Genomic DNA, 13,638 nt, shown 5'->3' with positions numbered 1-13,638 from the left:
TGATATTTCTTTCAAAAAACCTACTCTCCCAGGCGTGCCTCTTGTTTCTCCTCGTTTTCCTGTCCGCCTTTTCTTGATGGGCTTGATAAAAACCAACCAAATGCTGCAATTGCGAGAAGCACTGTCCAGAAAATGACTTTCCATAATGCTGAATGGATAAAATGAGACGATACGACCCCAATAGCTGGATGTGACAGTGTATAAAGCGTGAGCTTCACACCCACCCATCCGACAATGACAAATGCTGCTGTTTCTAGGCTCGGTCTTGTTTTGAGCAGTTTCACAAAGACCGTTGCTGCAAATCGCATAATAACAAGACCAATGATACCGCCTAAAAGAATAACAATAAATTGACCGCCATCGAGTCCGCCGATTTGCGGAAGACTTGTTTTTGGCAGTGTCACAGCTAAAGCGACGGCCGCTAAAATGGAATCTACGGCAAAAGCAATGTCGGCAAGCTCTACTTTCACGACTGTTGCCCAGAAACCACTTTGTTTCATGTTTGTATCTGTTTCCTTTTTCTTAAATACGTGCGATTTTAAAATATGGTGAATGGAAATATAAAGAAGATAAATGGCACCAATGGCTTGAACTTGCCACACATCCACTAAAAACGAAATAAGAAACAGAGAACCAAATCGCATAATAAATGCTCCTGCAAGTCCGTAAAACAGTGCCTTTTTTCTTTGTTTTTCTGGAAGGTGTTTGACCATCACGGCCATGACCAGCGCGTTATCAGCTGCTAAAATCCCTTCTAATCCAATCAGTACGAGCAGAACCCACCCGTACTCTAAAATAATGGCTGCATCCATCATCATTCCTCCTTGTTTTTTTCTATTGTCCCACAACAGACAAAGGCTTATGAATGCAAAAAAGACCTTTGCCTGTAATGGCAAAGGTCTTGCTAGACATGTGATATGTAGAATCATGCCAACAAAGCCGATGAACATCAGTCCATGTAATGACGACTTTGTTTCCGGTAAAAACCGGACGCTACTCCCCTTTGGCGGGATTTAGAATATTTAGATTACTTATATCATAATCAATAGACACTCGATTGTCAACAGGTGACTTTCTGTTCGATCCATTGATTAGGCAGTTGGCGTTTCTGTTTTTCTTTTTCTTCGTTTTATAAATAGGTAGACAACAAACAATAACACAACACCGACCCCAATTGGTAAAAGATAAGGATCTATCATGGCGCCAACCTCTTTCCAATTCTCCCCAAGCATAAACCCAAGATACACATACACAAACGTAATTGGTGTAATTGCCAAAAACGTATAAAGGCAAAAGACCCACACATTCATCTTGGCAATACCGCACGGGATGGAGATCAGCGTTCTGACTCCTGGTATGAACCGGCCGCTGAATGCGACGAATCCGCCATGCTTTTCAAAGAAAGCATCCGATTTATCAAGCGACTCAGGTTTTATAAAAAAGTACTTTCCATATTTATTTAAAAAGGGTCTGCCGCCGTAACGTCCTAACCAGTACAAGGTCAAAGGGCCAGCCACGCCGCCAATAGAGCCGGCCGCCACAACACCGATAAAGGCCATGTCTCCTTCTGAGACCCAGTAACCCGCAAGAGGCAAAACCACTTCAGCAGGTACAAATTCAATGCATAATGCGAGGAAGATGCCAAAGTATGACAAGTTCTTAAAGGCATCAGCTAAAGAAATAATAAAATCTTCGATGTTTATCAATCCCTTTCACACATAATCATTTGACTGATTCTATCTCTTTTAGAATCACACCATATATTAAACGAATAAAACCGAAGAAACGATTCGCTTTTTATCGTTTTTTTACATTAAATTTGATTTTACTATAAAAGAAGGGTGAAAAAAACGTTGATTGTTGTATTTAAGTGAAGGAAAGGTGAACACAGAAGCCATTCGATCCGATATATTAAGTATATGTCTGTTTTAAGATACAGGAGGTTTTCTTACATGACCCATTTAACAGGAAGCTACAATGGATGGCTTGTCTTTCTGTCAATCGCTGTCGCCGCTGTCGCCTCCTACTCAGCTCTTCATATAGCCAGCAGGGTAGCACAGTCAAGCGGTGCAAAGAAAAAGGTATGGCTGCTCATTGGTGCAATGATCATGGGAATGGGGATATGGTCGATGCATTTTATTGGCATGATGGCATTTCAAATGCGTGTTGGCATTACATATGATACATCCTTACTGATTCTATCGATTTTGGCCTCATTTATCGGATCCTTGATCGCTTTTTCAATATGCATTCAAAAGCAGCTCTCTACAAGACGGCTGCTCATTAGTTCAATCACCATGGGTACAGCTATTTGCAGCATGCATTATCTTGGAATGGAATCAATGGCCAATGTCTCAATCAGCTATGATCCCGTCCTCTTTTTTCTTTCATTTTTCATTGCTGCCATTGCCTCCTACTTTTCATTGAAGCTCTTCTTTCGTGTTGAGCACATTAAAAGTAAACAGAAGAATTATCTTTTAAAGAGCTTTGGTTCAATGTTGATGGGCGGTGCTATAGCAGGTATGCATTATACTGGTATGGCTGCCTCTACCATGTTTTATCATTCAAATGGACAGGCTGCTGCAGGTGGTTTTCTTGAAATGTCACCTTTTAGTCTGTCGCTTTTCATCGGATTGATGACACTTATTGTCCAAACGCTGATGATCTTTGGTGCCTATATTGATCACCGGATCATGACGCAGTCAGATCAGCTGAAAGAAAATGAACAGCGGTTTCAATCGCTTATCAAACATAATATAGACGGCATTATCGTGTTATCTGTCGATCGAAAGGTTCTTTCTGCAAATGACTCTGGTAAACAAATCTTAGAGTTGTGCAATTCTAAGATTGGTGATGATCTCAGCCAATATGTGATGCCGACTGAGTTGTGGGAAGAATTTATTTCTCAGTCAAAAAAAGCCATCACACGCGAAGCAGAACTAAAAGCAGCAGATCGTTTTTATTATTATCATGTCACTTACATACCTGTTCATGTGAACAATTCACTCGACAGCATTTATCTTGTTTTAAAAGATTTAACGCAGCAACGGATTGCAGAAAAGGAAATTCATGTGATGGCACATTATGATGCACTAACAGAGCTTCCTAACCGCCGCCACGGCATCAATCATTTAAATGATGTTCTCTCCGCTCAAGAAAAGTCAAAAACATCAACAGCGGTTCTGTTTCTGGACTTAAATCGTTTTAAAATTATTAATGATGCACTCGGGCATAACATAGGAGATTTACTGCTGAAAAATGCCGCAAACAGACTGACGCAATGTTTACCGGACAATGGCTTTATCGCAAGACTTGGCGGTGATGAATTTTTAATGATCTTTCCCCACATGGATCATGATACACATAAAATCGAACAATTTTCTAAAAATATCATCCATCAATTTGAACGTCCTTTTTTCATCCAGAACCATCAGCTCATTACTTCGATCAGCATTGGGATCGCCATCTCTCCGCAAAATGGCAAAGACGGGATGGAGCTGATGAGAAAAGCCGATATGGCCATGTATTTATCCAAAAAACATAAGCAAAGCCGATATGAGTTCTTTACCGAATCCATGGAAAGATTAAGTGAGGACAGGTTAAACCGGGAGCTGGAGCTGAGGGATGCCATTCAAAGAGAGCAATTTGTCCTTCACTACCAGCCGCAAGTCAGTGCCAAAACAAGAAAGGTGACTGGAGTTGAAGCCCTTTTAAGAATGAAGGCACCAGATGGTTCCTTAAAATCACCTGAGGCTTTTATTGAGCTGGCAGAGGAATCAGGACTGATCATCGATATTGGCAGATGGGTCATTGATACGGCTGGCAAGCAGGCAAAAATGTGGTATGACGATGGGCTGAAGATCCCTGTGGCTGTCAATTTATCTGCGAAACAATTCAATTCTGAAGACTTAATTGATTTGATCAAGCTCACACTGAAAAAATACGACCTAAAACCGTCACTCTTGGAGCTTGAAGTCACAGAAAGTATGACAATGGACAATATCAAGCAATCAAAACAGGTGTTAACGTCGCTAAAACAGCTTGGCGTCCGCATTAGTATTGATGATTTCGGTACAGGCCACAGCTCATTAAGCTATTTAAAGGATTTACCGATTCATCGACTGAAAATTGATAAATCCTTTATTGAGGATATTTTAAGTGATTCAAAGTCTGAACAGATTACAGGGGCTATTATAGCGATGGGACACCAATTATCTCTCGAAGTGATAGCAGAAGGTGTTGAAACATTTGCACAGGCTCAGCTTTTATCTGCCCAGGGCTGTGACGACCTGCAAGGGTTTTATTATGCCAAACCGCTGCCAGCAAGCGATATTGAAAAATTCATCGCCTATCCGGCGCTGCTTGACACATAAAAAAGGTGCCATCATTGGCACCTTTTCGTTTTATCTAAATAATAAATGCTGACTGTGAATACCTGCTTTTTTCAATAGACTAATCAATTGCTCTTGTTCTTCACGTGTCAGACCAGAGAATGCACGCGCAATCCGAAGAGAGTGGATCGGATAAATCTTGTCAAGATAGCTTCGCCCTTTTTCCGTTAAATGGGCATAAACCGACCGTTTATCCTTGGGGTCCTGTTCTCTTTCAATGAAACCATTTCGTTCTAATTTGTCAATTACGTACGTCACATTCCCGCTGACAAGCAGGAGTCTTGAGCCGATTTGCTGAAGCTTTTGAGCACCTCTTGTGTACAGTAATTCAAGAACGGCAAATTCAGTTGGATTGAATCCATGCTCTTTGCTGTCTCTAATACTGTGTTCTGAAACGCTTTTAAATGCTCTTGCAAAAACCTTGTAAAGCGTCATTGAGCGTTCTACTTCTTCTTCATTAAACGATAGTCTCATCACATATCTACCTCTTATAATATTTTTTTAACTTCAAGGCTGTCTTGCGGTGCAGTTGGAGCCTTTCGTAAAAAATAGAAGTACGTTTTTGAAAACCCTTTCAACCACATAAGTGACTCCATTCGTGTTATGTATAAGGTTTCGATATAAACTTTTAAAATCCTTCTTATTTTTCACAATCATCTCGAAAAAAAGCTTTTTCAGCAAACCATCAAGATGTGACACACTTTAACAAAATCTGTAAAGAATCTATGGTTTCTTGCACTTCATTCGCCAAATTTCTACAAAATTCAATATTGCTATAATATTAAACACAAAAAAAGAACCCTTTATGTGACATACGCACATTTCAAGGGATTTTTACAGATAGCGCTCTGTTTTGTTGAAAAAGAAATGATACTCTTTTTTTAAGTCACTAATTGTCATGTTCTTGGCCGCATCAGGGCTGTAAACTCCTAATGAACATAGCTGCTTCGTATAATAATGTCTTTCCTTTGCTAAAGCTTCTTTTAATATACGCCGCACCAATTATCCCTCCTATCAAGTGATTTGGATCGGGTGCTTATGAAGACTTCTTATACAAATCATTTTGCATGGCCCTTAGAAGCGCATGTGCATTCTGACCTGCTGCCTGCATGAATTGCTCAAGCAATTCATCCCTCTTCACATCTAATGCGATGATTTCTTTTGCCATACGAATGATCTGTGCTTGCTCCATCATATGCTCCTCCTCCTATGTCAATTCACCATGATTATATGCTGCCGTAAGATGTATTGCACACTCTCTGTTATCTTTCCTTCCATGGTTTTTTCATTTTTTCGTTTTTGTGTTATATTTTCTAACAAACGATAGGTTTTTTCACTTCTCGTTCTATATAATATGAAGAAAAGACTTGCAGGGGTGAGTATATGACGCAGGAAGATGTATCTTATAAAGATAAAAAAGTCATTTCAATCGGGATTGTCAGTGAGTTAACAGGGCTTTCCGTGAGGCAAATCCGATATTATGAGGAACGTAAACTCATTTACCCCCAGCGCTCAACAAGAGGCACACGGAAATATTCTTTTGCAGATGTTGAACGTTTGATGGACATCGCCAATAAACGAGAAGACGGTGTGCAGACAGCTGAAATTTTAAAAGACATGAAGAAAAAAGAACAAGCGCTAAAAAGCGGACAATTTAAGAAAAAAATGCTGGAAGGCCAGATTAACGCACACTTTCGGTATAAAAATCGTTAAACAAAAAAAGAATCGCTCTTTTGAACGATTCTTTTTATTTAGAGGAAGCTTCAGTACCTTCTACAACCCCTACAAAATCAATCAGCACGCCGCCTCTTTCAGGGTCTTCTTTCACCCGCAGGGCAAGTGCCTTTTTCTTCCTGGTTTTTGCATCTTCATAATTCGCATGGAATACATGAATGCTGGCTTCTTCCAATTGAAAATCCTCATAAGAAAGCGTGTCTATGCCCCATTTTTTTTTCAGTTTCAGAATGTCATCCGGGCTCGGGACCGCACCTTCGACGTAGATGTCTTCCATTTTTCTTTTATTTCCTTCAGTGATGGCTTCAAGCATATGTTCTGCAGCCACTAGTCTCCGGTCTTTCCCCTCGTCCTCCCTTTGACATGCACTCAGTAAAAGCATACACATCAAAATGAATAAGAATTTCTTCATGTTTCTCTCCCACCTTCTCCTTAAAATGTAAAGGATGGAAGCGCTATATGCAATCTTTATACAAAAAAAGACTGTAAAACGTCATGTTTTACAGTCTTCTTGCTACATAAGTGTATGAAGGAACGCTGTCGCAATACCAAAATAGATCAGCAGTGATAAAATATCGTTCAATGTTGTAATCAGCGGCCCAGATGCAATCGCAGGGTCGACGTTTAATCTGTGTAAAATAATAGGCACGATCGTACCTGCCATCGTTCCAATAATCAGTGTGGCAAGCAGTGAGGAACCGACAACAAATCCTAAAATCATATTGCCCTGCCACACCATTGCGACGACTGTAATAATGATGGAACAGACAATCCCAATGTAAATACTTGTTCGGAGCTCTCTAAAAATCAGGCGCATAATGGTTTTTTTCGTTAATTCTTCTTTTGAAAGCCCTCTAATGACGACGGCAAGCGACTGTGTGCCTGTATTCCCTGTCATCCCGGCAATCATTGGCATGAAGAAGGCTAAGGCGACGACTTGCTGAAGGGTATCTTCAAAGTAATTTAAAATACTGCCTGAAATCAGCCCAATGAATAAGAGCAAAATGAGCCACGGGAGACGGCGGTATGCCGCAACAAAAGCGGGCGTGTCGAACGTAATATCTTTACCAGAGGCAGCGAACTTCTCATAGTCTTCTCCTGCCTCTTGAATGACGACATCAATGATATCATCGACTGTGACGATTCCGACCAGGACATTGTTCTCTTCTACAACAGGAATAGCAAGAAAATCATACCGTTCAATCAACTTTGCGATTTCTTCCTGATCCTGAAAGGCTCCAACGGCAATGACTCTTGTAAACATAAGATCCTGCACTTTTTCATCTGGTTCACCTAAAATGAGATCCCGGTACGACAGAACCCCTACAAGCTGCTTTTGATCATTAATGACATATAAATAGTTGATCGATTCTGCAATTTCAGCAAAGCTTTTCAGCTTTACAACTGCGTCCTGAACCGTATAGTGCTGAGGAATCCATACGTATCGGTTGGTCATGATCCGGCCTGCTGTCTCAGCAGGATAATTCATGAGAAGCTGGACGGCCTTTGATTCCTCTGCCTCCATGTTTGATAAAAGCTGATCTTTCAGCTCATCATCCATTTCATCAAACAAGTTGGCTAGGTCATCGTTATCCATTTTGTTTGTGACGAAGGTGGCTTTGTCTTTCCCTACTTTTTCAAGCACAATTTCTTGGTACTCGCGCTCAAGCTCACCCATCATTTCCGTCACATCATCGACTGTTAAGAAGCTGAGGAAACGGCCGCGGTGTTTTTCTGGAAGTTCTTTAAATAAATAGGCCATATCATATGGCTGAAGTTCTTCCATAATGTTTTTAAATTCTTTGCGTTTGCCATCTCTTAATAAAATAATGATTCTTAAAATGAGTTCATCGTACGTAATGTTCTGTATCATCGCTGTTACCTCCCCAAAGTCAGGAGATACCCGAATCCCTTAGAATGTGCGGGGGTCAGGATCTCCTCTATCTGATGCGTCAATCTGATCTTTTGACATACTCTCTATGTGTCTCGAATCGGGATGATCCATCCCCACACCTCCTTTTCTCATAAAAAAGCACCTTCAACCGAATGAAGGCGCTTTGTAAGCATGACAAAATAAACACTTGCTCCTTCAATCGTAGAGCTTTAGCACTGTATGGCATAGGATAAAATCCAGCTGCATTAAAAATCACCTTATGTCGATGATTTCTGTTGACCCATTGGCGTCTTTGGACATTTTTGGGCAGCAGCGTATCTCCATACAGGAGCCTCACCTAACGAAGTCTCATATTGTTAACACACTGAGATTACAGAAAAAGCGGAATGATGTCAATAAGCAAGATGCCAAGTATCCTTATGTATTCGCTTACTTTTCAAAAAAAGAGCGATAGACAGCTCAGCCATCGCCCTTTCATGTTTTTTATTCTTCTTCCGGCTGATTCATATCCTCTTGGGAGAGGAGATGAAAGGAATCATGCAAAAACAAAGCATATCCTTCTCCATCAGGATGCGGAACGTATTCCGCGTGATCCATTGTGTGCTCTTCTTCTTTTTTCTTCATATTCTCTCGCCTCCTTTCCCGTAGTTTGTCCCAATGAAAAAACCTTACACATGAAAGTGTAAGGTTTGGTCATAGCTTAATCATCCCATTCTTGCTTCAGGATTTTGCCTGTTTTAGCGGAAATCTCAAAATCAACTTCCTCGCCGTTTGGTGTTGTGATTTCAATTTCGTAAATGTACACACCATTTTCTTTATCTAGATCAGAATCAGTGACTGTGCCTTTTACTTTTGCAAGAGCCGTTTTTTCTGCCTGTTTTTTCGTGATCTTCACGTTCTGTTTCTTTTCTTTGACTGGATCATTCAGCGCTTTTCCAGTTTTTGCATCGACATATACTTTATATTCAAAGCCGCCTTTTTTAATCTCGACCTCATACACCCATTTTCCTTTTTTACGCTCAAGATCCACATCGTCCACATAGCCTTTCACCACTTTTAAGGCTGCTTTTTCAGCTTGTTTCTTTGAAACAAATGACGATTTCTTTTGCACGACTTGCTCGGCGTTTGCTGTTTGATTTGTATTTTGCGCTTGAAGTGTGAAACCACCTGCGACAAGAGTTCCCGTTAATGCTGTAGCTACTAGTACTTTTTTCATCATGTTCATTTCCTCCTCTGTTTGATTTCTTCTATATCTTAAAAAAACAAGATGATAAAGGAAGGAAAGAAACATGAGAATATCATGAGAAAAGGATTAGTTTTCGTACGTAATGCCCTCAATGTCTCCTGTATAGGCGTTCACAAGCACCTCTGCCTCTCTGCCGTCAGGCAAATCCAGCTCTACCTCAAATACGAGCATACCGCTGAATGTTTCAAGATCAGCATCATCCACTGTTCCTCCAACTTCTTTGACGGCAATTTGGATGGCTTCCTCGACGGTGATTTTCGTGAGCTTCTTTTCTTTAGAGGTTGGTTTTTTCTTTTCTGCTTCAAGCACCTTAAATGACTGTTTGTCGACCTCGACTTGATACAATTCTTTTTTTGATTGGATGGTAAAAATGAAACGATCTGACGTCTCCTTTTTTTGAATGACGGTTCCGCTCACCTTTTTAACAGCCGCCTCTTCTGCCTGGAGCTCAGCATTTTTTTCATTTGGCTTCTGATAGCTTTTTAACTGTCTAATTTCTTTCATTTGACCGCTTGCAGAAGATGCAATGATTTGATAGATGCCATTAGCATTTTCCAGCGTCATTGTGTAGTCCTGTTTATGATTGATTAACTCAATATGTGTAATGTTTCCATTGTAGTCTTTTGAGATCATTTTTTTCATTTCTGCTTCACTTAATATTTTTTGATCAATGGTTTGAATCATGAGCATTGCAAAGGCCGCAAGAATCACAAGACATCCTGCGAGCGCAAGCACCATTTTCGTTTTTCTAGACATGCAGCGCCTCCTTCCTATTTCCTATTTTATAAGGAGGAAATGAGAAATTGATGAGAAAAGACCCATTTATTTCTGAAAAAGAATGGTCATGGCTGTTCCTTCGCCGATACGGCTGTCTACCTTCAGCTCGGCCTCATGTTCTTCTGCAATTTGCTTCGCAATTGAAAGACCGAGTCCGGTTCCGCCCGTCTCACTGTTTCTCGCTTCATCCACACGGAAAAAGCGGTCAAAGATTTTCGGCAGATCCTCTTCTTTTATGCCAATTCCTTGATCAATCACTGAAATAAATGGCTTGTCTCCTGCCCATCCGCAGGTCACATCAACTGGCTCTCTGCTATATTTGACCGCATTATCAATTAAGATAGTCAAAAGCTGTTTGATTTTCTCTTCGTCTCCTTCTGCGATCAGCGGCTGATCTGTCTGCACATGAGATTGAATCGTTCGATTGGTGGCCACTTCAAGTGTATGACATAGCTGCTTGCACAAATGACCAAGATCAACCGGCTTCATATCCAAGTATAACGGCTGGCCGTTTTTCGCCAATGTCAATAATTGATCTGTCAGTCTTTTCATTTTTTTCGCTTCATCATGAATCGCTTGGGAGGATTCTTCTACAACCTCTGGACGTGTTTGCCCCCAGCGTTTGAGTAAATTGCTGTAGCTCATAATGACGGTAATCGGTGTCTTCAATTCATGGGAGGCATCATGCAAAAATTGCTGTTCTTTTTCATAATGCTTCTCGAGAATCTCGGACATTTCATTAAAGGTTTGTCCCATTTGATATAGTTCATCCTTTGAATCGCCTGTTAATTCAATTCGTTTAAACGCCTTCTCTTTCATACTTGCCTTCATGGTATTCGTCATTCTGCTAATCGGCCGGACAATTTGCTTTGTTAAAACGTGGCCTGCAAAATAGGAAAGCACAATAAACAAAACGCCGGTAGCGATTAAAATCATTTTTAATAACGCTAAGTTCTCTTCCGTATTTTCGATTTCTTCATATACTTGAAGCGACATAATCTCACCATTTGTCCAAATGACCGGAATAGCAGCGAACGCAATCATATGCTTATTGTATTCTTTGATTTCTGCTGTCTGGCCAGATTCGTATGTAAAAGGCAGTGAGCTAAACGTTGATTCCTTTGTGACAGTCAGTTTTGACTCTCCCGTTTCTGTCACGACACGGATCATACCATTTTGAGGCAGGTACGCCTTCAGCAGCTCCGAGGACGGAAGACCCTCTTCCTCTGATTTTTTTAAAGCAATCGCAATATTTTCAGCCACCTCAGACAAGCGGGACATATCTTTTTGCGTCAAGGTCATCGAAAAAATAAAATAAATGGCTGTATGAAACAAGAGCACCATTAAAAACAAAGACAACGACGTATAAAGCTGAATCTTATTTTTTAATCTCATTCTTTATCCTTTCATCACATAACCCACACCTCTCACTGTGTGAATCAGCTGTTTTTCGAATGGGTAATCGATTTTTTTCCTTAAATAACGGATATAGACATCTACCACGTTTGTATCACCGAAATAATCAAAACCCCAAACCGCTGTTAAAAGCTGATCTCTTGTGAGCACTTGCTGCTGATGGTTCAGTAAGTGAACAAGCAGGTCATATTCTCTCGGTGTGAGTTCAAGCATTTGCCCAGCCCTTTGTATTTCTCTTGTTTTCTCGTTGACCGTTAAGTCTGCTATGCTCAGCTCTGTCTCCTTTTCTTCTTGTGCATGTATATTCAACCTTAGCTGTGCGCGAATTCGCGCTAATAATTCTTCTATGTCGAAAGGTTTTGTTATATAATCATTCGCCCCAAGATCGAGCCCGCTTACTTTATCAGGAACACTTCCCCTTGCTGTAATCAAAATAATAGGTGTCGCTGTATTTGTCTTCCGAACCCTTCTCAGCACTTCAAGCCCGCTTAACTCTGGAAGCATGACGTCAAGCAGAACCAAATCGAAGCTATCTTCTTCAAGAGCCTGAAGCCCGTCTATTCCTGTCTCTTTGACTGTCACCTCATATCCTTCATATTCAAGCTCAAGTGACAGCACCCTTGCGATTTTCTTTTCATCTTCGACTACGAGTATCTTCCCTTTGTTCATCTCTATCTCTCCTATCTAAAAGGCAAGCTTGTCTTTCCATTATTATATGTTGCCTTTCTTATTTGGAACAGTCACAATCTTCACATCTATTTTTTTATGGAGGGAACTATTTTTGAGAAAAAACATTTAACTTGAACCTTCTTCTCAATTTGTTACTTGATCTCATTATTTTTTAGTCTGCCTCTTTTAGTTCTATTCACCCATTTTGTTCTGTACAGGTGCAACCTCACTATGCAGCATTTCCTTCTTTTTCATATGATATCAAGAGTTTTCTTCAAAAGGTGAGCTCTTTCGTCAATATGTGAGGAGAACTGCACTTTTGATAATAGATTGATTATTTGAAAAATTATTACAATTGACCCTTTCCGATCAAAAGTTTCTTTTATACAATAACATTATGCAGCCTGAATCTACTTTGAAAACAAAATAAGGAGGGCTTTCTTATGAAAGGTGAAATTCGCTTAATTCCGTATGAAGTAAAAGCCAATGTGATGGAAGCGAAAGAGACGCCGGAAAGTATTCAGGAGATTAAAGCACCCGAACTTTGGTCAAGTGGCTTCAAAGGAAAAGGCATAACCATTGCTGTCCTTGATACAGGCTGTGACACAGAGCATCCCGACTTAAAGGATCAGATTATCGGTGGGAAGAACTTTACCGATGATGACGATGGAGATGCTGAAAATGTAAAAGACTACAATGGGCATGGTACCCATGTAGCAGGAACGATTGCCGCAACCGATCAAAATGGCGGAATTTTAGGGGTTGCCCCTGAAGCCAAGCTTCTCATCGTGAAAGTTCTTGGCGGTGAAAATGGCAGCGGAAAATATGAGTGGATCATTGATGGCATCAACTATGCCGCAGAGCAGAAGGTTGATATTATCTCCATGTCTCTCGGTGGTCCAAGCAATGAGCCTGCCCTGCAGGAAGCCATTCAAAATGCGGTAAAAAGCGGTGTGCTTGTTGTGTGCGCAGCAGGAAATGAAGGGGACGGGGACGAGCGTACGGAAGAGTTCTCCTACCCAGCAGCATACAATGAAGTCATTGCCGTCGGTTCTGTTTCCCTTGCTAGAGAATCCTCTGAGTTTTCTAACGCCAATAAAGAAATCGACCTCGTCGCTCCAGGAGAAGACATTTTATCCACTCTCCCTAACCATAAATATGGCAGGCTCACAGGAACTTCAATGGCTGCCCCTCACGTAAGCGGTGCACTAGCCATTATTAAAAATGCCGAAGAAGAAGCGTTCCAGCGCACGCTGACAGAGCCTGAGGTTTATGCTCAGCTTGTCAGAAGAACCCTCCCATTAAAACAGTCGAAAGCCCTTGTAGGGAATGGATTTTTATATTTAACTGCGCCTGATGTCCTTTTAGAAAAAACATTGGAAGCAGATCTTTTATCTCTATAGCTTAAATAGAGGTCCTGAGAAAAGATAGAATTTTCTCAGGATTTTTTTAATTAAAATTATTCAAAATTTACTTTGACGAAATGAAGTGAACGTTATATAATCGAACAC

15 protein-coding genes and 2 riboswitches are annotated in these 13,638 nt (G+C 40.7%); of the genes, 3 read left to right on the top strand and 12 right to left on the bottom strand.

The window, feature by feature from the left end; translation table 11 throughout:
• Positions 1 to 20 precede the first annotated feature (20 nt).
• Both BAE31_RS16025 and BAE31_RS16020 read right to left on the bottom strand, forming a co-directional pair.
• Positions 21 to 812: a TerC family protein gene (locus BAE31_RS16025; RefSeq protein ID WP_041116428.1), complete on the bottom strand. Its 792-nt coding sequence runs from the start codon at positions 810 to 812 to the stop codon at positions 21 to 23.
• Between the two features lie 31 nt (positions 813 to 843).
• Positions 844 to 1,014, bottom strand: a riboswitch (yybP-ykoY riboswitch).
• A gap of 77 nt (positions 1,015 to 1,091) precedes the next feature.
• A complete protein-coding gene (locus tag BAE31_RS16020; protein ID WP_076840937.1) occupies positions 1,092 to 1,706 on the bottom strand; it encodes a DedA family protein in 615 nt (204 codons plus the stop codon).
• 246 nt (positions 1,707 to 1,952) lie between these two features.
• Between BAE31_RS16020 and BAE31_RS16015 the strand changes: the two genes are divergently transcribed.
• Complete coding sequence (locus tag BAE31_RS16015; protein WP_076840936.1) at positions 1,953 to 4,373, top strand: bifunctional diguanylate cyclase/phosphodiesterase; 2,421 nt, start codon at positions 1,953 to 1,955, stop codon at positions 4,371 to 4,373.
• Between the two features lie 30 nt (positions 4,374 to 4,403).
• Here BAE31_RS16015 and BAE31_RS16010 read toward each other — a convergent pair whose 3' ends face one another.
• The 3 genes from BAE31_RS16010 to BAE31_RS19750 all read right to left on the bottom strand — a co-directional run bounded on the left by BAE31_RS16010 (position 4,404) and on the right by BAE31_RS19750 (position 5,583).
• Positions 4,404 to 4,868 (bottom strand): MarR family winged helix-turn-helix transcriptional regulator, encoded by a 465-nt coding sequence (locus BAE31_RS16010; RefSeq protein WP_087975546.1) that lies wholly within the window; start codon positions 4,866 to 4,868, stop codon positions 4,404 to 4,406.
• Positions 4,869 to 5,225: 357 nt separating this feature from the next.
• Complete coding sequence (locus BAE31_RS16005; protein WP_041106000.1) at positions 5,226 to 5,390, bottom strand: hypothetical protein; 165 nt, start codon at positions 5,388 to 5,390, stop codon at positions 5,226 to 5,228.
• A gap of 37 nt (positions 5,391 to 5,427) precedes the next feature.
• Positions 5,428 to 5,583, bottom strand: coding sequence for a hypothetical protein (locus tag BAE31_RS19750; RefSeq protein ID WP_087975683.1), 156 nt, complete (start codon positions 5,581 to 5,583; stop codon positions 5,428 to 5,430).
• A 191-nt stretch (positions 5,584 to 5,774) separates the two neighbouring features.
• Here BAE31_RS19750 and BAE31_RS16000 point away from each other — a divergent pair, with 191 nt between their 5' ends.
• The gene (locus BAE31_RS16000) at positions 5,775 to 6,104 is read left to right on the top strand and encodes a MerR family transcriptional regulator (RefSeq protein ID WP_024424656.1); all 330 of its coding nucleotides are present in this window, start codon (positions 5,775 to 5,777) and stop codon (positions 6,102 to 6,104) included.
• Positions 6,105 to 6,138: 34 nt separating this feature from the next.
• On the opposite strand, the gene BAE31_RS15995 is transcribed toward BAE31_RS16000, so the two are convergent.
• The 7 genes from BAE31_RS15995 to BAE31_RS15965 all read right to left on the bottom strand — a co-directional run bounded on the left by BAE31_RS15995 (position 6,139) and on the right by BAE31_RS15965 (position 12,127).
• A complete protein-coding gene (locus BAE31_RS15995; protein WP_076840935.1) occupies positions 6,139 to 6,537 on the bottom strand; it encodes a metal ABC transporter substrate-binding protein in 399 nt (132 codons plus the stop codon).
• 102 nt (positions 6,538 to 6,639) lie between these two features.
• Positions 6,640 to 7,998 carry a magnesium transporter gene (gene mgtE, locus BAE31_RS15990; RefSeq protein WP_039178033.1) on the bottom strand — a complete coding sequence of 453 codons (1,359 nt, stop codon included), beginning with the start codon at positions 7,996 to 7,998 and terminating at the stop codon, positions 6,640 to 6,642.
• 208 nt (positions 7,999 to 8,206) lie between these two features.
• A riboswitch (M-box (ykoK) riboswitch) is annotated at positions 8,207 to 8,371 on the bottom strand.
• 131 nt (positions 8,372 to 8,502) lie between these two features.
• Positions 8,503 to 8,643, bottom strand: coding sequence for a hypothetical protein (locus BAE31_RS19745; protein ID WP_087975549.1), 141 nt, complete (start codon positions 8,641 to 8,643; stop codon positions 8,503 to 8,505).
• Between the two features lie 76 nt (positions 8,644 to 8,719).
• The gene (locus tag BAE31_RS15980; RefSeq protein WP_041105996.1) at positions 8,720 to 9,238 is read right to left on the bottom strand and encodes a PepSY domain-containing protein; all 519 of its coding nucleotides are present in this window, start codon (positions 9,236 to 9,238) and stop codon (positions 8,720 to 8,722) included.
• 93 nt (positions 9,239 to 9,331) lie between these two features.
• A complete protein-coding gene (locus tag BAE31_RS15975) occupies positions 9,332 to 10,021 on the bottom strand; it encodes a PepSY domain-containing protein (protein WP_075622899.1) in 690 nt (229 codons plus the stop codon).
• Between the two features lie 66 nt (positions 10,022 to 10,087).
• A complete protein-coding gene (locus BAE31_RS15970) occupies positions 10,088 to 11,437 on the bottom strand; it encodes an ATP-binding protein (RefSeq protein WP_076840934.1) in 1,350 nt (449 codons plus the stop codon).
• 3 nt (positions 11,438 to 11,440) lie between these two features.
• Entirely contained in the window at positions 11,441 to 12,127 is a 687-nt protein-coding gene (locus tag BAE31_RS15965; RefSeq protein WP_024424649.1) for a response regulator transcription factor, read from the bottom strand.
• Between the two features lie 443 nt (positions 12,128 to 12,570).
• Here BAE31_RS15965 and BAE31_RS15960 point away from each other — a divergent pair, with 443 nt between their 5' ends.
• Entirely contained in the window at positions 12,571 to 13,530 is a 960-nt protein-coding gene (locus BAE31_RS15960; RefSeq protein ID WP_076840933.1) for a S8 family peptidase, read from the top strand.
• Positions 13,531 to 13,638 lie beyond the last annotated feature (108 nt).

It is taken from the genome of Bacillus sp. I-2, from assembly GCF_001974945.1.
Lineage (GTDB): Bacteria > Bacillota > Bacilli > Bacillales > Bacillaceae > Bacillus > Bacillus safensis.
The sequence above is the reverse complement of the archived record's forward strand: the minus strand, read 5'-3'. Positions and strand labels throughout refer to the sequence as shown.